Raw genomic sequence first — 21561 nt, forward strand, 5'->3', positions numbered from 1 at the left:
CCCCGGAGCACCCGCTCCGGGGCCCGACCCGTTCTCGACGTTGTCTGCGGTGCCCGCGTTCGTGCGGTGCCCGCGTTCGTGCGGTGCCCGTGCTCGTGCGGTGCCCGTGCTCGTGCGGTGCCCGTGCCCGTGCTCGTGCGGTGCTCGTGCCCGCGCCCGCACCGCGCCCGCCGGGGCGCCGGGGCGCCGAGACGCGGGGGTGTTCGAGGTCAGACTGGGGTGGGGGCGGGGGCGGGGGATGCCGGGGCGGTGGTCGCGAGGCCGTCCTGTTCGGCGCTGAGGAGCCGGCGCAGGGAGAGCGCGACCAGCGAGGCGACCAGGCAACCGCCGACCACCGTCGCCACCCAGACTCTGCCGTCGGCGGCGCCGATGAGTGGGCCGGCTGTCACCGGGCCGATCACGCCGCTGATTCCGAAGATCATCGAGCTCATCGCGTTGTACCGACCGCGTAGCTCGTCCGTGGCCAGCGCGTTGGTCAGCGCGGGCATCACCGGCGACAGCATCGTCTCGCCGAAGCCGAAGATCGCCGAGCAGGCCACCACGCACACGGCGGCGAGCAGGGCACTTTCGCGGGTGACCAGGCCGGCCGCGCCGAGGACCAGCCAGGCGGCGGCGAACACCGCCCCCACCACGGCGAGCGCCCGGGTGCGGCTGCGCCCCTCGATCCGGCGGATCACCAGCAGTTGCGCGAGCACGATCATCAGGGTGTTGGCCGCGAGCGCCCAGGCCACGACCCGGGGGTTCACCTCGACCACTCGCACCGCGTACGCGGCGAAGCCCACCTCGACCTGCGCGTAGCCGCAGGTGGTGAGGACCAATCCGAAGATCACCAGCCGTCGGAACGGGCGGTCGCGGAGCACGGTCAGGTAGCCGCCGGGTGATGGTTCGTCGACGCCGCGACGGCTGCCGAGTCGGTGACCCACGCCGGGCAGGGTGAGCAGGATCAGCGCCGGCAGTAGGTAGGTCACCGCGTCCAGTAGGTAGATCGCCTGGAAGGTGCCCGGCCGGGCGGTGTCGACGATCGCGCCGGAGGTCATGCCACCGATGCCGATACCGAGATTGAGCAGGGCGAAGTTCAGCCCGAAGACGCGTTGCCGCTCGCCGTCGTCGGTCAACGACGCGAGGATCGTGTTCTGCCCGGACCAGATCGCCGAGCTGCCGATGGCGATCACCGTCATCACCAGCAGGGCCGAACCGGTCGAGTGGACCAGTGCGAGCGAGCCGGTGCCGACCGCCTCGATCAGCAGGCAGGGCACCACCACCCGGCGGGCGCCGATCCGGTCGATGAGCGTCCCGCCCAGCGGCGACAACGCCAGGGTGACCACGCCGTACCAGCCGATCACCAGCCCGGCGCGGGCGTCGGTGAGCCCACGTACGTCGGTCAGGTAGATGAACAGGAACGGCAGGGTCAGACCGCGCCCGATCGCCGACAGCAGGGTGCCGAGCAGGATCCGGCGGGCTTCCGTTCGGCGGGGCAGGGCACGACGCAGCATGTCCGGCATTCTGTTCGCCAGGTGTGACAGCACGCGAACCGTTTTGGCCGCGCCCAGCCGTCGCCGGAGGCGTCAGGTGACCAATCCCACGATGATCCATTCGGTTTGGTGGCGTCCGTCGGTGTCCGCCGGGTCTGCGATGCTGGCCCGATGACCGGCACCTGGCGACATCTGCCCGCTCCCGCCCGCGCCATCGCGGTGACCGCCACCGCGGCCGTCGCCGCCGCCCAGGCACGCGACGGTCAGGCGTACGAGGAGGCGATCGGTGACCTTGCCGCCGACGAGCGTTCCGGCCTGGTGCTCGGCGCGGTGGTCCGATTGCTGCTCGAGGAGAGTCATCCGGAGGGGCTGACCGGCGACGACATCCGTCAGGTGCTGACCCGCTGCGTGCAGGGCGCGGCGCGGTGGCGTTCGGACGTGGACCCGCACGTGGTGCTCGTCCTGCTGGCCGGCGCCCTCGGCGTGTACGACCCCGAGAGCGACGAGTCGCCTCCGGACGCGTCGGCGCTGGCCCGGCACGCCCCGCTCCTGGTGGCCGACCTGTTGGCAACGACAAGCGTGCCGTTGAACGACTACCTGGCGGCCGCGTTCGCCGAGATCGAGCGCACCGAACGACAGGACTGACCGGCGGAGGCGGCCGCCTCAGCGTCGCGGCCGCCCGCCGTGCGTCCGGCGGCCGAGGCCCCCCACCTGCCTGTGGTGCGTCCGGCGGCCGAGGGCCCTGACCTCGGTGTCGGCTGACCGCCGTACGTCGCGCGGCCAAGGCCCAGCCGCCTCGGTCGGTTCGGCGTCATCGAAGCGGTGGCGGGGTGGCGTCAGGCCGAGTCGGCGAGCCGGTGCGCCACGACCTCCAGATACTCCGCCGGGATCCGTACCGTGCCGTCGGTGGCTCGGTTGTGCGTACGCGCCAGCTTGACCAGGTCGGCGTGCAGTTGCGGTCGCCGTTCCTCGGGCAGCGCCTCGAACGCCTTCAACGTCGGCCCGTAGTTGGCCCGGAAGAAGTCGGCGAACTCCTCGGGTGTGCCGAAGCGGAAGACGAACTCCCGGCGTACCGTCCGCAGGTCGCCCACGGCCCCGCCGAGCAACTCGCGGACCCGGGCCTCGTCGCCCCACTCGACGGGCGCGCGTAGCCCCGGCGGTGGCGGCACGTGCCGCGCCACCGTGCGGAACAACTCGCCGATGAATCCCTGGGGCGTCCACGAGGCCAGCGCCACCGTGCCGCCTGGGCGGCAGACCCGGACCAGCTCGGCAGCCGCCCGCTGCTGGTCCGGGGCGAACATCACGCCGACGACGGAGAGCACCGCGTCGAAGGTCCCGTCGGGATGCGCCAGGTGCTCCGCGTCGCCGGTCACGAAGGCGACCGGGAGCCGCTCCGCCGCCGCCCGCTGACGACCCCGTTCCAACAGCCCGGGTACGTAGTCGACGCCGGTCACGACGCAGCCGCAGCGGGCGGCGGCGATGGCGGCGTTGCCGGAGCCGGTCGCCACGTCCAGCACGAGGGCACCGGCCGACAGGTCGGCCGCCGTCACCAGCGACTCGGAGATCGGATGGATGAGGGCGGCGACCGCACCGTAGTCGCCGCTGGCCCAGGTCACCTGCTGGCGTGTCTTCACGGCGTCGAAGTCGAGTGCGGTGGTCATCTGCGTCCCCCTCAGACGGTAGTGGTGCAGCCGACACTAGGTGGCTGACCGCCTCGGGGGATCGGCAGAAGTACCTATGTTGGCGGTGGTTTCGGCAGGCAGGGCACGCTCAGTCCTGGTTCCAGGTGTCCGTCTCAAGTGTCGACGGCGCACCCTCTCGGGCCACCTGACCGGTGGCGAGCGTCCGGCCGGACGCGTCGAGCGCCTCGACGACGAGGCCCGGCACGGAGTGGGGCACGGTCAACACCACCCCGCAGCCGCTGACCGCAGTCGTCCGCGCGCGCCCGTCCTGCACCACTCGTACCTGGGTGGCTGCCGCCGGCGTCACCACCAGCAGGGACCGCTCGCCCTCGCCGCCGCCGACGTCGTTGCCGATCGACACAACCAGGATGCTCGCGGGGTCGGTCGGGTCCGTCGGGACGGTGAAGGTGGCGCTGGTGCCGACCACGCCGTCGGGCCGTGGCTGATCGAGGTCGATCGTCACCTCGCCGGCCCAGCCGCCGCCGGCCGCGGGAGCAGCCAGGACCGTCGCCTTGCCGCTGTACAACGAGTGCCCGTCGGCGCCCGGCGATCCGCCGGCGGCGCGGGCGGGGAGGCCGGCGACCTGCCCGCCCCAGACCGCGCTCGGCAGGGCGGTCAGTCGGTACCCCTCCGACTTGGCGTACGACGACAGCAGCGGTCGGGCGCGCCGCTCCGGGACAGCGCCGCGTACGCGGGACATCGCGGTCGCGAACTGCGCGTCGGTGATCGGCTCGGGCGCCAGCGAACCCGGACCCGGGGTTGTCTTGCGCGTCACCGCGCCGCAGTCGACCCGCCACCACTCGGGCCGCTGGGTCTGCGGGGTACGGATCAGGTAGGACCCGGTCGGCTCCGGGGTCCACCGGAACGCCCTGCCGTTGGGCAACGGTGAGGTGAGGAAGACACACCCGGCGGGTGCGATCGCCACGTGGATGGACGTTGGGGCGTCCAGGGCGAGGCTCTCGTAGGGTTGCAGGCCGTCGCCGAAGCTGTGTACGGCGGCGGGGCTGGCCAGCTTGTCGGCGTCGGCACCCTCGTCGGCGACCAGCCACACGGAGGGGCCCGACCAGTCGGTGGCCGGCTCGGGCCGGTCACGGACGAAGGCCGCGAGCGCGATCCGCCGGCCGCCGATGTCGTCGACGAACAGCACCTTCACCGTGGTCGGCGTGTCCAGCACGTTCAACGGCAACGTCACCCGGGGAAAGCCTCCCCGGCGCTGCGCGGCCAACAGGAGTTCGGAGAGCTGGCGGACATAGCCGCTGTCCTGGCCGACGACGCCGCGCGGTGGCGACTGGAGGAGTTTGTCCGACCAGGCCAGCGCGGGTGCGATGGACTCGGTCGCGGCTGCCGGTGGCGGTTGGGTGGTTCGGCCCGGGTCGGCGATCGCGAAGGCCGCTCCGCCCAGGCAGACCACCAGAGCGAGGGCCAGCCCATTGCGGCGGCGCTGCCGGTCCCGTCGGTAACGCGCCCTGGCTCGACCGTACGGATCCGGCTGCGGGGTCAGGGTCCTGCCCAGCTCGGCCAGGGCCCGGCCCAGTTCCTCGTCGACAGTCATGGTGTTGCCCCCGTCATCGTCGTCGTCCCGGTCGGTACTGGATCGGCCGCCGCTGAGGCCGTCGTCGGCACCTCTGCCGGCGACGACGCGTCCGACGCCAGTGCCAGACGCAGGCGTGCCAGACCTCTCGACGCCCGGCTCTTGACCGACCCCACCGAGCAGCCCAGGGCGGCGGCGACCGCCACCTCCGGCAGATCGACCACGTACCGGAGCACGATCACGGCCCGGGTGCGGGGCGTCAGCTCCCGCATCGCCTCGTACAGGGCGTGTCGTTCGGTCACCGCCTCCGTCATGTCCCGGGTGGACCGGTCCGGCAGGATCGACGTCACCACCTCGTGCACCCGGTGGCGGCGCCAACTGCTGATGTGGTGGTTGATCATGACCCGTCGCAGGTACGCCATCGGGTCGTCGACCCGACGCCACCGACGCATCACCTTCACCAGCGCCGACTGCACCAGATCCTCGGCATCCTGCGCCGACCCGGTGAGGTGGTACGCCACGCGCAGGAGATCCATGTAGCGCGTCTCGACGAACTCTCGGAAATGCTCGTCGTCAACTGCCATCAGCCCCCGCCTTGGTTGGTTACCCATCACGACTCCGTCGAGGGTCGATAGGTTGAAGGCCGGCCGCGGACACGTCGTGAAATTCCAGCACCTCACGGCACTCGACGCGGGCGGCGCACTGTCGACCGCCCGGGATGAGCGCCGGCGGCTGGCTGGCCGGCCGACACCCGCACGTCCACGGTGATGCGTGGACGTGGGGCGCGAGCCGTCAGCCGTCGGCGTGAGCCTCGGCTGTCAGGGCTTGCTCGCGTGGAGGAAGACCGTCACGGTGTCCTCCCTGTCGAGGTCCACCAGCAGGCGACGGTAGGTGCCGTTGGGCCCCGGTGCCTCTTCGCTGATTCCGGAGACCCGCACAGCCGTCTCCGGGTGCCAGGTGTCTCCTCCGCCGACGTCGTCCTGCTTGGTGACGACGCGTAGCCCGGGGGTCAACCCGGCGGCGAAATCTCCGTCGGTCAGGAAGGTGTCGAGGGCCGCGCGAGGGATTCGGAACCTCGCCGACAGGTAGGTCTCCAGTCCGTTGCTCTGGGCGGCCGAGAGGAGCACCGTGCCAGGCGGGAAGGTCACGTGGGCGAAGGCTTCGACCTCCGACGCACTCGCTGGCCGCGGCGGCGACTGAAGCGAATCATCAAGATCCTCAAGCCCGGTCACGGCCACGAATCCACACGTGACCAAAGACAGCACGAGGCTCAGGCTGGCCAGGACGAGAGCGACAGTGGCCTTGCGGCTGGGCTTCGGCGCCGGCTGGTCGGACACCGGCAGCACGGTACGCCGCTGGGCGCTGGGGCGCGATGCTCGTCTAGGGCTGGACGTCGTTGGACAAGTTGATCCGGACCCCCGTGTTGCGGTATCCGGCGCGAGCGAAAGCGGCCGCCATAGGCGCATTACCCATGTCGGTGGTGGCGGTGATGCGCGACTCCCCGTTGGTCGCGTGCAGGCGGGTGATCTCGGCGAGCACCTCGTCCACGTAGCCGCGCCCGCGGAACTCCGGCACCACCCCGAGATAGCCGACGTTCACGTTGTACGGGGTCGCGGAGGGAATCGCCATGCCCGCCACCTCGCCCTCGCGCGTGTAGGCGATCCGCCACCACTCCCGCTTGCCCGGCGCCCTGAGATAGAAGTCCATCTCTTCGCGCGCGGTCGCGTCCACACCCTTGGCGGCCAGGTCCGCACGGGTCTGGGCATCCAGGCTGCCCTCGGCGATTCTCCTGAACAACCCGAGGAACTCCTCGTCGGATGCCTCGGTGAACCGCAACCTGCCGGCCGCGCCGGGCACCCCGTCGGCGGGTGCCCACTCGAACTGCAGCCGCTCCACCTCGCGGGTGAGGCCCGCCGCATGCGCCGACGCCCGCCGCCACTTGACGGCCGCCAAGGTGACCGGATCGTCACGCCAGCCAACGGTGACCTCGATCATGTACTGCACCGGCTCCGGGAACCCGGCCAGCGCGGCCCTGACCAGCGCGGCGGCGACGGCGACACGGTCGCCCACGGCTGGATCCACGTCGAGGCAGTCGAGCGCGACCGGATGCGGGCTGCCCTTCGGCCCCCACCACAGTGCCCGTCCCACGACCTCGCCGGCGCGCTCGGCGATCCATGTCCACTCCGGCCGGTACATGTCCTCGGCCAGGTCGGCCAGGTAACGGTCGGCGGGGATCCACCCAACAGGCTCGGTCACGATCCACGGGGTCACGCGGTCAAGGTCCGCGGGGGCGATAGCGCGGTAGGAGAACACGTGCAGAGGCTAGCGAAGCGAGGGCTCGCGTCTCACGCATGGCCCGGGGCGGGCTTCGGTTCCAGGATCTGCGGCACTCGTACGCGACCTGGCTGTGTCGGGCGGCGTACCGGTCAACGAGGTGGCGCGGGTCATGGGCACGAGCAGATTAGGTGCCGGCCTGGGTCGATGGGAAGAGCGCCGGGAGGAATGACAGAAGGCCAGGTGAGAGGCGATCTCACCTGGCCTTCTGGCCTCTGGTCGGGGTGGCCGGATTCGAACCGACGACCTCTTCGTCCCGAAGGAACCATCAACCGCCGATGAGCTGAGCAAACATCCCGTTTGACCTGTCCCAACGGTCCGTCAGCGTCCACCGGCGTCCGTCCTTGCTCGCGTCCGTCGTCACCCAGTTGGCCACCCAGGTGCCTGCGGCTATGCAGTGGCAGACGCAGCCGTAACAGTCCCATCGTCCTCAGCCTCCCGCATTTCAGCGACGGTCTCGTACTCGACCTGCCACACTGGCTTGTCGGTCGGGATCCACGCCGGTTGAGCGAGATTCGCCTCCGCAGCCGCCAGTCGCAGAGATGCGGTCACCACAAATTGGTGGCAGAACGTGAAGTCGTCACGGGTCGGGGCGTAGCCGCGTGGAGCCTTGTACTCCCGTCGCATGTCCCCAAACACAGACCTCGTCGGGGTCAAGCTACGGAACCTCTGGTACTCAGCGAAATCCAGTCCGAGCGAAACCATCCGCATCGCATCTTGCAGCGTCTTTGAAACCTCAGTCACTTGGGCGATTTGAGCCGCTAAGGTTGACGCGTCCCTCCCAGCGCCAAACCGGTCAGTCGCGAGCGGCCGCAACATCCTCTCGATCAGGCCCTCGGACATTGCACGATCGATCTTTCTGCCAAACATGAGTGGTGACGTAGCAAGGCCCCACGGCTTTGGCGAATGCGGGTCGAAGAGATCATTCAGCGCATCGACCAAAACTATCATCGCTGCTGTTTGGTCGCCAGCCTCGCTCGCTGCCTCAGCCTTTCGTACCAGATCACGAACTGGGGCTTGACTGATCACGTCCGCCATCGAAACAGTGTCGTAGTCGACGCCAAAGACCAAAATGGTGTTCGCCGCCATGAACGTGGCCGTGTCGGCCACTGCCATGTCGATGGTTGCAGGGTCGGGGCGAGCATCGTAGTGCTTGAGGTTGACGCGGGCTTTGTTCAAGCGCTTCATACCCTGTTGGACAGCAAGGTCGACACCATCCGGCAGGTGCGGGCTCAACGTCTCCCAGTACTTCTCGAAATTTGGAGAAGCCTTTGCTCCAAGACGGTCCGTGGCCAGGATCAAAAAACCCTCCACGGCGTCATGCAGCATAAGAAGGCTCGCTGACGATAAGGGCACCGGCAAGCGCGCCTGTTCGATGCCGAGAGTATGTAGGTAGCGGATGAACGCAAGGCGACGAAGAACGTCCTGATCGACCGGCATGTCAACCAACGTAGCGCCTCCTCCGCCTCACTGTCTGCCGCCGACCCGCCCTTCGGGGAGCGGGCCGCCGCCCGGCCCGTGACGTCAAGCAGACCTTGACGCACGTTCGGACGCTGCCGGAACAGACGGAGTCGGCGTTTGTGTCGCGGACCGCACCCCCGACGGACACCGCCACAGTGGCGCAGTTGACCCAACCTCGACCGGCACGAACCCGGCTCCCGGGGGCGGAGCTAGCCGCCGACGTGGTACTTGTGGGCAGCAGATATCGTGTATGTCGATGTCAGAAGCCGAAGATGGCGTCCCTCGGCACCTGCGAGTCCCTTAAGGACCTTGATGCAACAGATGCTCATTGCGGGGCGCTACCGCCTGCTGGACCTTGTCGGGACTGGCGGAATGGGTCGAGTTTGGCTCGCTCGCGATGAACTGCTGCAACGCGACATAGCAGCCAAGGAAGTCATACCTCCTAGTTGGCTAGCGAAGGCTGAGCGAGAACAGTTGAGTCTACGCACTCTGCGTGAGGCGCGCACTGCCGCGAGACTCGCTCACCCCAACATCATCCGGACTTATGATGTTGTGTTCGATCGTGGTAGTCCGTGGATTGTTATGGAATACGTACCGTCGCGTTCGTTGCAGCAAATTCTGTCCGCCGATGGCCCGTTGAGCCCTGAACGGACGGCCCGGGTTGGTTTAGCAGTTCTCGCGGCGCTGCGGGCAGCGCATGCCGCTGGAGTGTTGCACCGTGATGTTAAGCCGCATAACGTACTCGTCGCCGATGATGGCCGGGTAGTCCTGACTGACTTCGGGCTCGCTACATTCGAGAACGGGGATGAGGCGATGACTGGTCCAGGTACAGTTCTGGGTTCGCCCCAATTTGTTGCCCCCGAGCGTGCAAGGTCGGGCGTATCTACCACCAGCACTGACCTGTGGTCGCTGGGTGCAACACTTTACGCAGCCGTAGAGGGGCAATCGCCCTATGCGCGTGCGAATGCCATGGCGACTCTTAGCGCGCTTGCAACGGAGCCCCCGGACCCAATGCGTCGTGCTGGCCCTCTTCAGCCGCTGCTTAGCGGGCTCTTGGATCGCAACTACAAACGCAGGCTAACTGCGGTTGAAGTTGAACCGACCCTTCGGTCAATTGCAGGCGGGCTGGAGGCAACTCAGCTCTCTCCGCCACGGCATGGGTATCGTTGGGAAGAGCCGGACCGGACTGATCTACCGGCGGGCCCGATATCCATCGATCGGCCGGGCGTATCTACCAGAGGTTTCACCGATTCGCCTGCCGACCAAGACTTGCTCGGCAGGGAGCCGATTGTCGATGTGCTGGCCGAGATATTTCATCCGAATCCCCTAGTTACTCCAGATGATTCTGGAAGCGGGCCTCAAGTAGTCACGGTGGATGGTCCTTGGGGTTCTGGAAAGACTACGGTCATGCATTTGGTGAAACAACGGATAGATCAGAGGTCTGCGGAATGGGAATACGCCACTAGTCGCAGTCGGTCACGCTGGCTCCGAATGCTTGAAGCAAAGAGATCTGCCCGTTTGACACCAGCGGGAGCGCACAGGCTTCTCGGCGTCTGGAGAACCCCAAACGCTGCGCCGTGGCCAGTAGGCACTAGAGCGGGCGTCGACGATGAGTTGGCGATGAATCCACCACCCGTCACCGCACTGTTCGAACCGTGGGCTCATCAGACTAGTGAGCAGGTTTGGGCCAGCCTGGCCAAAGTGATAACCCAGGCGGTCGTCCCATCGATCTTGCCAAGTAGCAACGCTCAGCGTAGATTCTGGTTCGCGCGCAACGCGGAGCGGCTCGACACAACGCGACTGCGGCGGGCTGTGTGGAATGGAGTCGCCTCACCGCTTCTGAAAATTTCCATCTTCGGCCTTTTGGTCCCACTCGTGGTGCAGTTAATGCGCCCAGAAAGCACGTGGCGGCTGTGGGGTGCTGCGGCCAGCCGCTGGGCTTGGCTGCTGCCGCTATTGATTCTCCTTGTCGGGGCAATTCATAGCGGGCTGCGCTATTTCTTCGGTAGAGCGTCGGCCTTTCTGCCTGAGGAGATGTTCACGGGTCCGGTTCTTGGGAATGGAATGATCGAAAAATCCGCAGGGCAGGTCCTGAGCGACCCCTTGCATTGGGCGCAGTCCGGAAGTCTCTATCTTGTGCAGCACGATGTCAAAGTCGTATTGGATCTGTTGAATGATGCTGGTCGTGAGCTAGTTCTTTTCATTGACGACTTGGACAGATGCGGGCCAGAAGGGTCAGTCGAAGTCCTACAGGCGATCAACTTATTCACTTCTGGGGCGCTCGGTGGGTGTCGCATCGTTATCGGGCTTGACCAGGCGATCGTGGCGGGACAGCTTGATGAGTTCTACAGCCGAAGGGGCGACAGCGTTACGCGGTTCGGTGACGATCCGAGTGCGGGTTGGAGTTTCCTCCGCAAGCTCACCCACCTCCCAGTCGTCCTGCCGCGAGTTAGAAGCGAAATGCTGGATATTTACCTGATCGATCTCCTTGGCCCTATCCAGGGAAATTCTCGTGGTCGAAGCGGCGATGCGGGCCAAGGCGCTCAAAGCGAGATTGACGGCACAAGGTCAGGTTCTGACTTTCGGGCGCGGCCCTCCGTGAGTACGGCTATGTCGCGTATCGAAGACGTAAGCGTGATGGCGTTGGAGCGCCACCCCGAGGTCAGATCTTATATCCGGCAGAGATTGGCTCGGTACGACGATACCTCGGGGCGTGAGACGAAGAGGCTTCTGACCGTCTGGCAGTTCTACCTTAGATTGTGGCTCCGGACTGGAAGTCACGCGAAGTTGGCAGAGTGCGTCGAGGTAGCTAAGAGCCTGGTGGTCTTCGCTGAAATATTGACGCGGTGGCCGGCAACGGTGCGTCTGCTCTCAACTGTAAAAAACGGTAAGTGCGGGCTCCTCACTCTGGCCGAGGGTGCAAGTGATCAAATACAGTGGGACAAAGGCGTCAGCGATCTCGGTCTGAATAGTGCTGAGCATCGAAAAGCAACCCAGGGTCTCCGGAAAGTCCTGCTGGAGCCAGAGGGCTTAGAGGTGGGCAAGTTGGCCGATGCTCTGCTTTAGGAAGTACGCCGAGCAGCAGCCCGCTTTGGCCGCGGCGGCCTGGCCTGCGCTCTGACCTCTCTCTGGGGAGAGCCAAGCACGGGGTGGGTGCGTTGAACGTCTCATGCGCCATGCACAATGAGTTCGTGGTGACGGAGCCGGGCACTACCTACCCGGTGCGTTACCGCGCTGACTCATCACCGCCACCGCCAGGAGCGCAAGACTGCCGGCAAGGACTGGCAGCCGCTCGGGCTGGTCTTCGCCTCAACTGTCGGCACTGCCCTTGATGCGGCCAACGTCCGCAGGGCCGTCACCCTGGCCGGCCTCGATCCGGCTGCGTGGACAACTCGTGAGCTGCGGCACAGCTTCGTGTCGTTGCTGTCTGACAGCGGGGTAAGCCTGGAGGACATCGCCGACCTGCGCGGGCATTCCGGCATCACCGTTACCGAGCTGGTCTACCGTCACCAGCTCCGGCCGGTGGTGCTCCAGGGCGCGGCGGTCATGGACCGCATCTTCGCGCCGATCGGCGAGGCGTAGTCACTCAGTTGGTCACCCAGGAAGCACTAGAGGGCACATCCATGGATCGGATGTGCCCTCTGGCCTCTGGTCGGGGTGGCCGGATTCGAACCGACGACCTCTTCGTCCCGAACGAAGCGCGCTACCAAGCTGCGCCACACCCCGAGGCGTGCCGACAAATAGTAGCCCACCCGCCCGGATGGTCAAACTCGGTACCCCCGCCGCCCGGACCCCCAAGATCCGCACAACTTCGGCGACGTTGCTGCCGCACGGCAGACCGCGTTGTGTAGATCTTGCGCCGGCCCTGGGGGCGGTCAGCGGGGGATGAGGGTGAGGATGCTGGCCTCCGGGGGGCAGGCGAAGCGGATCGGGGCGGTCGGGTGGGTGCCGAGGCCGGCGGAGACGTGCAGCCACGAGTCCGAGCCAGGCCAGCGGTGCAGACCGCGCGCCATCGAGCGGGGCAGGCCGCAGTTGGTCACCAGCGCCCCGTACCCCGGTACGCAGACCTGACCGCCGTGGGTGTGCCCGGCGAGCAGCAGCCCGAAGCCGTCGGCGGCCATCTGGTCGAGCACCCGTGGCTCGGGGGAGTGCGTCAGCGCGATGGACAGGTCGGCCGAGGACGAGACCGCCCCGGCAACGGTGGGGTAGTCGTCCCGGTCGATGTGCGGGTCGTCCACGCCGACCAGGTCGAGCTGCCGGCCGCCGGCCTTCAGCGTGGTCCGGGCGTTGTTGAGATCGGCCCAGCCGGCGCCGGCGAACACCTGGCGCAGCTCCTCGTAGGGCAGCTCGACGCCCTCGGTGTACTCCCGGTCGGGCAGGAAGTAGGTGAAGGGGTTCTTCAGCACCGGCCCGGTGTAGTCGTTGGAGCCGAACACGAACGCGCCCGGATAGTCCAGCAGCGGTTGCAGGGCCCGCAGCACTCCGGGGACCGCGCCCGGGTGGGCCATGTTGTCGCCGGTCACCACCACCAGGTCGGGGTCCAGGGCGGCCAGCGACGCCACCCAGCGCTGCTTACGCGCCTGGTCGGGCATCATGTGCAGGTCCGACAGGTGCAGCACGCGCAGCGGTTCCGCGTCGGCCGGCAGCACCGGCACGTCGTACCGCCGCAGGGTGAACATGTTGCGCTCGATGAGCGACGCGTACGCGAGGGTGGCCGCGCCGACCGTGGCGGTTCCGGCAGCAAGCCGGAATAGTGTGCGCTTTCGCATGCCGTTCAGGGTAGTTTGACCGTCCATGAGCACGCTGAAGGACCGCCTCACCGCCGACATGCGTTCCGCGCTCAAGGCGCGCGACGAGCTGACCACCTCCACGCTGCGGATGGCCTTGGCCGCCGTCGGCACCGCCGAGGTCGCCGGCAAGGCCAAGCGCGAGCTCTCCGATGACGAGGTGCTCGCGGTGTTGACCAAGGAGGCCAAGAAGCGCCGGGAGGCGGCCACCGCCTTCGCCGACGCCGGCCGCGCCGAGCAGGCCGCCAAGGAGAGCGCCGAGGGGGAGGTGCTGGACCGCTACCTGCCCAAGCAGCTCTCCGACGCCGAGCTGACCGAGCTGGTGTCGGGGGCGCTCGCCGCGGGCGGCTTCACCGGCAAGGCCCAGATGGGCCCGGCCATGAAGGCGGCCCAGGCCGCGGTGGCGGGCCAGGCCGAGGGTGGTCGGGTGGCCGCCGAGGTACGCCGACAGCTCGGCCTCTGACCCGGCGGCATCCCGGCCGGCGTTCCCCGGAGCGGGGGCGGGTGCTGCTGGTCCGGACGAACGGAAACGGGCGGGCACCCGTGGTGGGTGCCCGCCCGTCGTGTCCTACTCGTCCACTCAGCCGCCGGGACGGCCCCCGGGTCGACCGCCGGGCTGCCCGCCAGCACCGGGGTTGCCCGGTGTGCCGCCGCCACCGCCGCTGCTGACCTGGATGGTGACCACGCCACCCTTGATGGTGCGCCCGTCCGGGCTGGTGCCGGCGGCGGTGCCGGCCGGGCAGGTGGACGGCACCTTGGCCTCGGAGACGACCGGCTCGAAGCCGGCACCCTTGATCCGGGACTTGGCAGTGTCCACCGGCTGGCACTTCACGTCGGGGATGCTGCGCTGGTCACCCTCGGAGATCTTCTGGCCCGGCGGCTCGAAGTTGATCCGCGGCTTGTTCTTCATGGCGTCCCGCAGCGTCTCGTAGACCGGCGGGTTGATGCCGTCCCTTTCGCTGTGCTTCATCTGGACGTTCGTCTGCGGCCAGTCCGGGTCGGCCATGATGCCGGCCACCGAGTACTGCTTGGTCATCACGACGATGGCGGCGGTCTTCTCCGAGTCGGTGGTGCCGGTCTTGCCGGCCACCGGCGCGTCGACGATGCCCTTCACTCCGCCGGCGGTGCGGCTGCTGCCGCACTTGCTGGTCTCGGAGTTGTCGCCGACCGGGCAGCGGGCGGCGTCCACGGCGGCTCGGGCCACGTCGGTGCTGAACCGCTTCTCACAGCGCGGGTTGGCGATGTCCAGCTTGTTGCCGTCCGGGTCGCGGATCTCCTGCACCGGGATCGGCTCGCAGTACTTGCCGTCGGCCGCCAGGGTCGCGTACGCGTTGGCCAGGTCCAGCGGGGTGGTCTGCGCGACACCGAGGGTGAAGGCACCCCACTGGTGCGCGTCCTGCTTGGTGCCACTGAGTCGGAGATCCTCATCGGTGCGGAACTGGATGCCGGCCCGCTTGGCGGCGTCGATCACGTTCTCCGCGCCGACCTGCTGCTGGAGCGGGACGAAGTAGGTGTTGACCGACTGGGCGAACGCGGTCCACATGTTCTGGACGCCGCCGGCCTTCAGACCGGAGTTGGTCGGGCAGTAGAAGTGGGTGCCGGGGCACGCCGCCTTGCTGCTGGGGTCGATGATGTATTCCGACTTGAACTGCTGCGGCGCGTTGAAGCTGTAGCTGAGCGGGATGCCCTTCTCCAGTGCCGCCAAGATGGTGAAGATCTTGAACGTCGAGCCGGCCTGGTAACCGGTGATGCCGTCACCGCCGCTGAGCAGCGGGTTGACCGTCGCCGGGTAGTTACCCCGGATGCCCCTCCGGCTCTTCGCCGGATCGCTGGAGATCTTGTTCGTCGGGTTCTTCGGGTCGTCCAGCTTGAACTGGCGGTTGACCGCGAGCGCCCGGACCCGGCCGGTGCCGGGCTCGACCACCGCGACCATGGCGGCTTCCTTGCTCTTCTCGCTCTTGGACTTGCGGACCGCCTTGTCGGCACCCTTCTGCGCCTGGACGTCGATCGAGGTCACGACGGTGTAGCCGCCGCTCTTCAGCCGCCGCTCCCGGTCGTAGGTGGTCGAGCCGAACGTCTCCTGCTGCATCCACCAGCGGTAGAAGTAGTCGCAGAAGAAGCCCCAGCTGTTGACGTTCGCGGCGATGCAGCCGTTCGGGGTGCGCTTGTCCTTCACCTTCAGCTCGACGGCCTTGGCCGCATCGGCCTCCTGCTGGGTGATGGCCTTGATGTCGACCATGTTCTGGATGACGTAGTCGCGCCGGTCCTTGGCGAGCGGGTAACCCGTCTCGGTGGTCGGGTCGTTCGTGGTGGGCGCCTTGACCATGCCGGCCAGCAGCGCCGCCTCCTCGATCTTGAGCTTGCTCGGCGGCTTACCGAAGTAGACCTGGCTGGCGGCGTAGATGCCGTACGCGCCGTTGCCGAACGAGGCGAGGTTGAGGTAGCGGGTGAGGATCTCGTCCTTGGAGAATTCCTTGTCGACCTGGAGGGCCAGCCGCATCTCCCGGAGCTTGCGGGCGCTGGTGTCCTCGGTCGCCGCGACCACGTCGGCCGGGTGGGTGGCCGAGTACGCGATGGCCAGGCGGACGTACTGCATGGTCAGCGTCGAAGCGCCCTGCCGACCGCCGTCGCCCTGGTTGTTGACGAACGCGCGGGCGACACCGTTGATGTCGACGCCGTTGTGCTTGTAGAACTCATGGTCCTCGGCCGCGATGATCGCCTTCTGCATGTACGGAGAGATGTCGGCGAGCTTCACGTCGCGCCGGTTCTCGTCGTACATCGTCGCGAGCGGTGTCTTGGCGTCCGAGGCCAGCAGATAGCTGATCTGTGGCGCGCGGGCCACCGTCAGCTCCGTGGGCAGGGCGCCGAATGTCTCGGCGCCGGCCTTGGCGGCCAGGCCGGACATCGCCACCGCGGGGAAGGCCGCCGCAGCGACCACCACACCGGCCAGTAGGCCGCACACCAGCAGCGATGCGGCGTTGGTCAGCACATTGTGGTCACGTTTCCGCATCCAGGTCACCTCGACAGGGTACGCGAGTAGGGAACGAGGGGCGCTGGGGCGTTCTTTCCCCATTTCCTGCGCGCGCTGCCCTCGTTGTGCTAAACGCACGACCCCCGGTGCTCGGTTGCGGGTGACCTGGCGTGAGTCTCCTCCGATCGAAGGAGGCGGCGCAGCGTTATCGCCGACCTCGGCGGGGTAACCGGCGGTCGAAGGCCCGGGAAGCCGGGACTGTCCGAAATGATGGATTTCGTCGACAACGTTGCGTAATCAGTCGACTACAGAGCATGATGGGGGTGGCGACAGCGCCACATGTCGTCCGTGCCGCCTTGGGGAAGGCGAGCCGGGCGATCGGGGGGAATTGCCGGCTGGCGTGCATCGACGAGGTCGGTAGGTACTGCAAGGGGGGACGTGTACACATGGGCATGATCACTGACTGGCCGTCGCTGGCGGCGTGTCAGAACGGGGACCCGGACGCGTTGTTCGTACAGGGCGCCGAACAGAACGTGGCGAAGCGGATCTGCCGGAGCTGCCCTGTTCGGTACGAGTGCCTGGCCGACGCGTTGGACAACCGGATCGAGTTCGGTGTGTGGGGCGGCATGACCGAACGCGAACGGCGGGCGCTGCTGCGTCGACACCCGCAGGTGACGAGCTGGCGCAAGATGTTCGAGGCCGCGATGAAGAAGAACAGCAAGGACAAGGCCGGAAAGGACAAGATCCTCGTCAGTGCGGCCAACTGACGACGGTCACGGCCGGCTGATCGCCGCGCCGATCGTCCGTAGCCCGTCGACGTCGTGCACGTCGGCGGGCTGCGCCGTCACCGACACCGTCGGCACCGCGGGGAACGCCTCGGTGAACCGCGCGGCGACCCGCTGTTCGCGTACCGCCTGACGAGCCAGCGCCGCGTGCGCCCGCAGCACGTCGGCGGTCGCCTCGTGCCCACCCAGCTCGGTCAGCCGCTCGGCGGCGACCCGGCTCTGCTCGGCGTCCAGCTCCGGCACCGCGAGCCGGTGCACCCGGTTGAGCACCAGGCCGGCCAACGGCATCCGCTCTTCGCGCAGGCGGCCCGCGAAGTAGGCGGCCTCCCGGACCGCGTCCGGCTCCGGTGCCGCGACCAGGAGGAAGGCCGTCTCCCCTGCCTGCAGGATCCGGTACGTCTGCTCGGCGCGCTGTCGGAAACCGCCGAACATCGAATCCAGTGCGGCCACGAAGCCGGACAGGTCGGTGAGCAACTGCGCGCCGAGGACCTTCTGCACCACCTTCGAGAACATCCCGAACGAGGCGGTGACCAGGCTGAACATGCTCCGGCCGCCGCTGCGCGCCGGGGCCAGCAACAGCCGCAGCATCCGGCCGTCGAGGAAGCGGGAGAGTCGGGCCGGCGCGTCCAGGAAATCAAGTGCCGAGCGGGACGGTGGAGTGTCCACCACGATCAGGTCCCATTCGCCCCGGGCGTGCAGCTGGCCGAGCTTCTCCATCGCCATGTATTCCTGCGTGCCGGCGAACGTCGAACTCATCGCCTGGTAGAACGGGTTCGCGAAGATCTCCGCGGCCTTCGTCGGATCGGTGTGCTGGAGCACCACGTCGTCGAAGGTGCGCTTCATGTCCAGCATCATGGCGTGCAGCTCGCCGCCGCTGCTCTCGACGTCGATCCCCTTGACCTGGCGGGGAGTGTTGTCCAGCTCGGTCAGGCCCAGCGACTGGGCCAGCCGGCGGGCCGGGTCGATGGTGAGCACCACCGTGCGCCGGCCGTGGTGTTCGGCGGCCCGCAGCGCCAGCGCCGCGGCGGTGGTCGTCTTGCCCACCCCGCCCGCGCCACAGCACACGACGATCCGTACGCCCGGGTCGGCGAGGATCTGGTCGACGTCCAGCTGCGGCGCCGCGTCTTCGGAAGGCACCAATCGAGCGTATCGGGCCGCGTGGGTCCATGCGCCTGTGCTGGGCTCAGGTGTGAGTCAATCGGCGCGGACGAGGGCCTGGGCCAGTGCCGCGAGCCCCGCCCGGTCCACCCCGTCGGGCAACAACGGCAGCTCGATCATCGGCAGCCCCAGCTCCACCAGGTCGGCGCGGAGCGAATCCTCCAGTTCGCGCCGGATGAGCTGGTCACGTGCCTCGTCGTGCAGACCGGCCACGGTGTCCCGATCGGCCGGCAGCCCGGCGGCGACCAGCCCGCGCCGCAGCTCCGCCGCGGTGACCGCCTGGCCGGCGGGCAGCGGCGGTCGGGTGCCGTTGACGATCACCTTTCCGGTGCCGAAGCCGAGTGCGGTCAGGTCGGCGATCGCGTCCACCGTCTCCTGTACCGGCATCTCCTCCAACAGCGTGACCACGTGGACCGCGGTCATCGGGGAACGCAACAGCGCGGCCACCCCCTCGCTCTGGGTCTTGATCGGACCCACCTTGGCCAGTCGGGCCGTCTCCGCCGTCACGTTGAGGAACCGACCGATCCGCCCGGTCGGCGGGGCGTCCAGCACCACCGCGTCGTACGCGCGTCGCTGCCCGGAGGTGCGGGTGGTGGCTTCCTTGACCTTGCCGGTGAGCAGCACGTCCCGCAGGCCCGGCGCGATGGTGGTGGCGAAGTCGATGGCGCCGAGCTTGCGCAGCGCCCGGCCCGCCGCGCCCAGCTTGTAGAACATGTCGAGGTATTCGAGCAGCGCCTCCTCGGCGTCCACCGCGAGGGCGCGCACCTCACCGCCGTCGGGTGCCTCGGCGAGGTGTCGCTCCTCGTACGGCAGCGGGTCGATGCCGAAGAGTTGGGCGATGCCCTGCCGCCCCTCGACCTCGACCAGGAGGGTGCGCCGGCCACCGGCGGCGAGCGCGAGGGCCAGGGCCGCCGCCACGCTGGTCTTGCCGGTGCCACCCTTGCCGGTCACCACGTGGAGGCGGGCCGACCATCCGGTACCGGCCGGGTCGACCGGCCGCTCAGCTGCACACACGCGACGAGCCTATCCACGCCCGATGGTCAGGCGACCTCGCAGACCCACCAACCCGTCTTCTGCACCACAGTGAAGCGCAGGTCCTGGTCGGCCACCTTCTCGTCGGCGGTGGTCATGGTGACCCGGGTGGAGACGGTGGCCCGGTCCCCGGTCTGGTTGTCCACCTTCGGGGTGGTCCACCGGAAACGCGGGTTCTGGTACTCGGAGGCGTACTTCTGCACCTCGGCGACCTTCGCGGCGATCTTTCCGTCGTCGCGGGAGGCGGCGCACACCCGGTTGGCCGCCTTGGTCGCGTCGCGATCCCGGTAGACAGCGGTGAGGAACTCGTCGACGGCGACCGCGGGCTCCTTGGCGCCCTCGCCGGTCTCGGTGTTGCGCAGGGTCAGGAACGCCAACGCTCCACCACCCACGCAGAGCACCATGATCACGACCAGTGCGATCGCCGCGATCAGCAGACCGCGCTTCTTCTTCGGCTCGGCCGCGCCCGGATAGGGCGGGTACTCCGGCGGTGGTGGCGGGATGGCCGACGAGCCCGGGGTGCCCGGTGGGGTCGGCGTCGCGGCCGGGGGGCCGCTCGGCGTACCGGTGGCGCCGACCCCACCGGGCGGCGCGGGGAAGACCTGCTGGATGGGGACGGTCGGTGGGGCGGGAAGCGCGGCCGGTGCGGGGGGCGCGGGGAGCGCGAGCTGCCCGGACGGTGCGGCGGGGGCCGGCTGGGCGGGGACGGTCGGGCCGCCGGTCCGGTCGGTGGGGTCCGGCTGGGCCGACGGGAGGGCGGGTGGACCGGCCTGGTCGCCGCTGGGCGGTTGGGTCATCGTGTTCCCCCAGGGGTGCGGCGCCCGCCGCCACCGGAGGCGTCGAGCGTGATCGAGCGGGCTGCCGGGCGCTGCGCGACCGCCCGACCGGAAGGGTAGCGGTCGATGACGGCGGCGGTGTTTCCCGTGCCGCGCCGCGTTGCGAACCGATTCGGCCGGGCGGGACCGGCCGCGGATCCGCCATCGGGCTTCTTACCTGCCGTGTGTCGCATATGTGACTGTCGGTGACCATTCGGGCGCGTCCTGCTGGCGGGGCTGCGGCCACCGACCTACCTTCGTCCCGGCGCGGGGGGCGGAACGGACGAATGGGTCCGGACCGGAAGAGTGATCCGAGCGGTACGACCGGAGGCAGTGCATGCGCGACGCGGACAACATCCCTCGCACCCATTTCCCGACCAACGACCGGGCGCGCCGTCCCGGATCCTTGTTCGAGGCCGGCGGGCCGATCGGCGGCCAGCCGGTCAACGAACGGTCGTACCGCCGGACGCCGGAGCAGGCGGAGGTGGCCCGGGCGCCGAGCCACCTCGCCGAGCGGGCGCGCGACGACGACGAGCCGGGCTTCGTCATCCACCTGCCGATCCGGGTGCCGAGCCTGACGGCGGCGACCGTGCTGGCCGGCCGGGTCGCGGTGTCCCTGGGCTTCCTCCCCGAGCTGGACGCGGGTGAGACCACCGTGTCCAACGCCGACGACCAGAACAACCGGCACCGGGTCTTCTGCGACCTGCTGCTGCCCGACCGGTCCCGCTGCCCCCAGGGGTACGAGCACGAAGGGCGCTGCGGGGAGGCGCCGGCCGCGCCGGAGCAGCGTCCCGCGTCTCGTCCGGCCAGCGGACCGTAGGCTGTCCCTCCAACAAGATTCCGCACCGAGAGGGAGCCCTTCAGCGATGCAGAAGTGGGAATACTCCACGGTCCCGCTGCTGGTCCACGCGACCAAGCAGATCCTCGACAACTGGGGCGAGGACGGGTGGGAGCTCGTCGCCGTGGTCCCCGGACCGAACCCGGACCAGCTGGTCGCCTACCTGAAGCGGCCGAAGGCGTGAGCAGCGGTCCGCACGCGAAGCTCGCCGAGCTGGGGCTCGACCTGCCCGAAGTCGTGCCGCCGGTGGCCAGCTACGTGCCGGCCGTGCAGTCCGGGCAGCACGTGTACGTTTCCGGCCAGCTGCCGTTCGCCGAGGGCAAGCTGCTCGCGACCGGCAAGGTCGGCGCCGGGATCTCCGCCGAGCAGGCGAAGGACCTGGCCCAGCGGTGCGCGCTGAACGGGCTGGCCGTGGTCGACTCGCTTGTCGGCCTGGAGAACGTGGTCAAGGTGGTCAAGGTGACCGGTTTCGTGGCCTCCGCGCCCGGCTTCACCGGTCAACCCGCGGTGATCAACGGCGCCTCCGACCTCTTCGGCACCGTCTTCGGCGAGGCCGGCCGCCATGCCCGTAGCGCCGTCGGGGTGGCCGAGCTGCCCCTGGACGCCCCGGTCGAGGTCGAACTCATCGTCGAGGTCGCCTGACCCCACCCCGCGATCTTGCACTTTCCGCTCGGATGAAAGCCCCGAACAGGGAT

17 protein-coding genes, 1 tRNA gene and 4 pseudogenes are annotated in these 21561 nt (G+C 68.6%); 9 read left to right on the plus strand and 13 right to left on the minus strand.

Going from position 1 to position 21561, the window contains the following annotated elements; translation table 11 throughout:
* Positions 1–209 precede the first annotated feature (209 nt).
* Complete coding sequence (locus tag AB0B14_RS28465) at positions 210–1493, minus strand: MFS transporter (RefSeq protein WP_357075437.1); 1284 nt, start codon at positions 1491–1493, stop codon at positions 210–212.
* A 150-nt stretch (positions 1494–1643) separates the two neighbouring features.
* Between AB0B14_RS28465 and AB0B14_RS28470 the strand changes: the two genes are divergently transcribed.
* Positions 1644–2117 (plus strand): hypothetical protein, encoded by a 474-nt coding sequence (locus tag AB0B14_RS28470; protein WP_357075440.1) that lies wholly within the window; start codon positions 1644–1646, stop codon positions 2115–2117.
* Positions 2118–2308: 191 nt separating this feature from the next.
* Here AB0B14_RS28470 and AB0B14_RS28475 read toward each other — a convergent pair whose 3' ends face one another.
* The 6 genes from AB0B14_RS28475 to AB0B14_RS28500 form a co-directional block, all read right to left on the minus strand.
* Positions 2309–3133 carry a class I SAM-dependent methyltransferase gene (locus AB0B14_RS28475; protein WP_357075443.1) on the minus strand — a complete coding sequence of 275 codons (825 nt, stop codon included), beginning with the start codon at positions 3131–3133 and terminating at the stop codon, positions 2309–2311.
* Between the two features lie 109 nt (positions 3134–3242).
* Positions 3243–4706, minus strand: coding sequence for a hypothetical protein (locus AB0B14_RS28480; RefSeq protein ID WP_357075445.1), 1464 nt, complete (start codon positions 4704–4706; stop codon positions 3243–3245).
* Positions 4703–5269 (minus strand): SigE family RNA polymerase sigma factor, encoded by a 567-nt coding sequence (locus tag AB0B14_RS28485; protein ID WP_357075448.1) that lies wholly within the window; start codon positions 5267–5269, stop codon positions 4703–4705. The genes AB0B14_RS28480 and AB0B14_RS28485 overlap by 4 nt, the downstream gene beginning before the upstream one ends.
* 234 nt (positions 5270–5503) lie before the next feature.
* A complete protein-coding gene (locus AB0B14_RS28490) occupies positions 5504–5833 on the minus strand; it encodes a hypothetical protein (RefSeq protein WP_357525156.1) in 330 nt (109 codons plus the stop codon).
* A gap of 232 nt (positions 5834–6065) precedes the next feature.
* Positions 6066–6956: a GNAT family N-acetyltransferase gene (locus AB0B14_RS28495; protein WP_357525158.1), complete on the minus strand. Its 891-nt coding sequence runs from the start codon at positions 6954–6956 to the stop codon at positions 6066–6068.
* A gap of 453 nt (positions 6957–7409) precedes the next feature.
* Positions 7410–8459, minus strand: a complete 1050-nt coding sequence (locus AB0B14_RS28500; protein WP_357075456.1) for a hypothetical protein — start codon at positions 8457–8459, stop codon at positions 7410–7412.
* 333 nt (positions 8460–8792) lie between these two features.
* On the opposite strand from AB0B14_RS28500, the pseudogene AB0B14_RS28505 reads away from it, so the two are divergent.
* The 3 pseudogenes from AB0B14_RS28505 to AB0B14_RS28515 all read left to right on the plus strand — a co-directional run.
* Positions 8793–9629, plus strand: a pseudogene (locus AB0B14_RS28505) (serine/threonine-protein kinase); the annotation flags it as partial.
* 213 nt (positions 9630–9842) lie between these two features.
* Positions 9843–11546, plus strand: a pseudogene (locus AB0B14_RS28510) (P-loop NTPase fold protein); the annotation flags it as partial.
* A gap of 132 nt (positions 11547–11678) precedes the next feature.
* Positions 11679–12062: pseudogene (locus tag AB0B14_RS28515) on the plus strand (tyrosine-type recombinase/integrase); the annotation flags it as partial.
* Between the two features lie 67 nt (positions 12063–12129).
* Here the strand turns inward: AB0B14_RS28515 and AB0B14_RS28520 are convergent.
* Together AB0B14_RS28520 and AB0B14_RS28525 are read right to left on the minus strand one after the other, a co-directional pair.
* A tRNA-Pro gene (locus AB0B14_RS28520) sits at positions 12130–12206 on the minus strand.
* 149 nt (positions 12207–12355) lie between these two features.
* Complete coding sequence (locus AB0B14_RS28525) at positions 12356–13249, minus strand: metallophosphoesterase (protein WP_357525160.1); 894 nt, start codon at positions 13247–13249, stop codon at positions 12356–12358.
* A 25-nt stretch (positions 13250–13274) separates the two neighbouring features.
* On the opposite strand from AB0B14_RS28525, the gene AB0B14_RS28530 reads away from it, so the two are divergent.
* Positions 13275–13730, plus strand: coding sequence for a GatB/YqeY domain-containing protein (locus AB0B14_RS28530; RefSeq protein ID WP_357075463.1), 456 nt, complete (start codon positions 13275–13277; stop codon positions 13728–13730).
* A 117-nt stretch (positions 13731–13847) separates the two neighbouring features.
* On the opposite strand, the gene AB0B14_RS28535 is transcribed toward AB0B14_RS28530, so the two are convergent.
* The gene (locus AB0B14_RS28535) at positions 13848–16277 is read right to left on the minus strand and encodes a transglycosylase domain-containing protein (RefSeq protein ID WP_357075466.1); all 2430 of its coding nucleotides are present in this window, start codon (positions 16275–16277) and stop codon (positions 13848–13850) included.
* A gap of 407 nt (positions 16278–16684) precedes the next feature.
* Here AB0B14_RS28535 and AB0B14_RS28540 point away from each other — a divergent pair, with 407 nt between their 5' ends.
* Positions 16685–17005: a WhiB family transcriptional regulator gene (locus tag AB0B14_RS28540; RefSeq protein WP_030328078.1), complete on the plus strand. Its 321-nt coding sequence runs from the start codon at positions 16685–16687 to the stop codon at positions 17003–17005.
* A 6-nt stretch (positions 17006–17011) separates the two neighbouring features.
* On the opposite strand, the gene AB0B14_RS28545 is transcribed toward AB0B14_RS28540, so the two are convergent.
* From AB0B14_RS28545 to AB0B14_RS28555, 3 genes and pseudogenes are all read right to left on the minus strand, one after another.
* Positions 17012–18163, minus strand: coding sequence for an ArsA-related P-loop ATPase (locus AB0B14_RS28545; protein WP_357075469.1), 1152 nt, complete (start codon positions 18161–18163; stop codon positions 17012–17014).
* 54 nt (positions 18164–18217) lie between these two features.
* Positions 18218–19195 (minus strand): ArsA-related P-loop ATPase, encoded by a 978-nt coding sequence (locus tag AB0B14_RS28550; RefSeq protein ID WP_357075471.1) that lies wholly within the window; start codon positions 19193–19195, stop codon positions 18218–18220.
* Between the two features lie 26 nt (positions 19196–19221).
* Positions 19222–19674, minus strand: a pseudogene (locus tag AB0B14_RS28555) (hypothetical protein); the annotation flags it as partial.
* Between the two features lie 691 nt (positions 19675–20365).
* Between AB0B14_RS28555 and AB0B14_RS28560 the strand changes: the two are divergent.
* The 3 genes from AB0B14_RS28560 to AB0B14_RS28570 are packed head-to-tail and all read left to right on the plus strand — an operon-like array spanning position 20366 to position 21508.
* The gene (locus AB0B14_RS28560; protein WP_357075474.1) at positions 20366–20848 is read left to right on the plus strand and encodes a hypothetical protein; all 483 of its coding nucleotides are present in this window, start codon (positions 20366–20368) and stop codon (positions 20846–20848) included.
* 46 nt (positions 20849–20894) lie between these two features.
* Entirely contained in the window at positions 20895–21050 is a 156-nt protein-coding gene (locus tag AB0B14_RS28565; RefSeq protein WP_007466198.1) for a DUF4177 domain-containing protein, read from the plus strand.
* A complete protein-coding gene (locus tag AB0B14_RS28570; protein ID WP_357075477.1) occupies positions 21047–21508 on the plus strand; it encodes a RidA family protein in 462 nt (153 codons plus the stop codon). The genes AB0B14_RS28565 and AB0B14_RS28570 overlap by 4 nt, the downstream gene beginning before the upstream one ends.
* The last annotated feature ends 53 nt before the right edge of the window (positions 21509–21561 follow it).

Source organism: Micromonospora sp. NPDC049171 (assembly GCF_040648275.1).
Classification (GTDB): Bacteria; Actinomycetota; Actinomycetes; order Mycobacteriales; family Micromonosporaceae; genus Micromonospora.